The sequence below is a fragment of the Actinomyces polynesiensis genome, assembly GCF_000820725.1.
Classification (GTDB): domain Bacteria; phylum Actinomycetota; class Actinomycetes; order Actinomycetales; family Actinomycetaceae; genus Pauljensenia; species Pauljensenia polynesiensis.
Genome location: NZ_CCXH01000151.1, coordinates 1 through 1,714, shown reverse-complemented (window position 1 = coordinate 1,714; position 1,714 = coordinate 1). Strand labels below are relative to the sequence as shown.

General features: G+C 71.9%; 2 protein-coding genes. Both read right to left on the bottom strand.

Going from position 1 to position 1,714, the window contains the following annotated elements:
• Window positions 1-86: 86 nt before the first annotated feature.
• Window positions 87-788: a DUF4191 domain-containing protein gene (locus TA90_RS06755; protein ID WP_043535305.1), complete on the bottom strand. Its 702-nt coding sequence runs from the start codon at window positions 786-788 to the stop codon at window positions 87-89.
• Window positions 789-800: 12 nt separating this feature from the next.
• Window positions 801-1,714, bottom strand: a 914-nt coding sequence (locus TA90_RS15075) for an MFS transporter (protein ID WP_052450602.1), incomplete at its 5' end; no start/stop codon positions are given.

Sequence of the window (1,714 nt, the reverse complement as noted above, 5' to 3'; positions counted from 1 at the left end):
CGGAACACTGTCTCAGCATCCGACGCAGGACGCCCGCCCCCGGGGTGGTGGGGGCGGGCGTCGTGTCCGTCGTGTCGGGCCGTGCGTCAGTGGCCGCGCATGGCCCGTCGACTGGGCCGGGTCTTCGTGGGATCGATCCCCTTCGGGATGGGCAGTGCCGTGGACTGGAGCGCGTTGAGGCGCTGCGAGATCGCGGGCACCTCCTCCTTGGTCAGCACGTTCTTCTGCTTCTTGAGGGCACGCTCCAGCTTCGCGAGGGGCACCTGTCCGTCCTCGTGACCGCACTGGATGAGGATGACGGGCACGTTCTGCGCGACGCGGTTGACCCGCTTGCGCTCGGCCGCGAGGAGCGGTCGCACGCGGGTCGAGGGGCCCTCGGAGATGAAGACGACCCCCGGACGGCCGATGAGGCGCCAGACCACGTCCTGCTCGCGCGTGGCCGCCACCGGCTGCTCGGAGATGATCCATCCACGCTTGATCTGGCTGATGACCGCGTAGACCGAACCGACCGTGCCGTCGATCTGGGCGTACATGGCGCGCCGCACGAGGACGGAGAGCAGGACCATCCCGAGGAGGACGGCCAGCATCACGCCCGTGAGCACCCACAGGACGATGTTCGCCCCGGTGAGCACGGCGACCAGCACGGACAGGGCGATGACCACGACGGCCATCCCGCCGAGGGTCCACCCGATCCACGGGTAGGTGCGCTGCGTGATGCGGTAGGCGTCGGCCAGGTTGTTGTACCAGCGCCTCTTCTTTTCCTGGGGTGCCTTCGAGTTCTCAGCCATAGGACCTCCATGCTACCCGGGGAACGAGGGTTCCGGTGAACGCCTGCGGCGTCCTCGAGCGACCACCATCGCGGTGCCGCACAGGCAGATGCAGGCGGAGACCACCATGCCGACCGCGAAGGCCCCCTCGGGCCCGTGTGCGGCAGCCAGTACCCCGCCCAGTGAGGAACCGAGGGAGACCCCGACGGTGACGGCGGGCTGCATCGAGGTCATGGCCACGGAGATGCCTCCCTCGGGTGCGAGGCGCTCCGCCAGGGAGAAGGCGGTGACCATGGTGGGACCCACGAAGGTCCCCGCCGCCAGGAGCGCCAGCGCAGTCGTGCCGAGGGAGGACTGGAGGGAGACGACCGTGATGAGCACACCCATCCCCAGGCCCCCGGCGGCGACCCGTGCGGGCAGGGTGATCCGCTCGGGGACGAGGACGACCATGAGGGCCATCACCCCGGACCCGAGTCCCATCAGCGCGTACACGAGTCCGGCGCTGCCGGGGGAGCCGAGGAGCTCGGCCCGCTCGGTGGTCCCGGCCTGCACGGTGCCGAAGAGCGACCCGATGCAGACCATGACGACGACGGAGGGCAGGACGGCGGCCAGGACCGTCCCGATGCGCGGCCGGGTGGGGTGAGCCGGGCTGCCACCGGGGGTGGGGACGCCCGGGGAGTCCGGGGCCCCGGGCCGGGTGTCCGGTCCGGGGGCGGCGAGGGCGAAGGGGATCCCGGCCACCACGACGAGGCAGACGGCCAGTGCGAGTGGGGCGGCGGGGGCCGCGACGGAGGCCGCGATCCCGACGAGGGCGGGACCGAGGACGAACACGAGCTCGTCGGCCATGGACTCGTAGGAGAACGCGGCGGCGAGCTCCCGCGGGCCGGGGACCCGCGCCACCCACCGCGCCCTGGTGAAGGAGCCGATGGGCAGGCAGGTGCCCGGCG

Bases quoted from the DNA above. Each gene is read 5' to 3' on its own strand.
- TA90_RS06755 (WP_043535305.1), bottom strand. From the start codon at position 788: ATGGCTGAGAACTCGAAGGCACCCCAGGAAAAGAAGAGGCGCTGGTAC.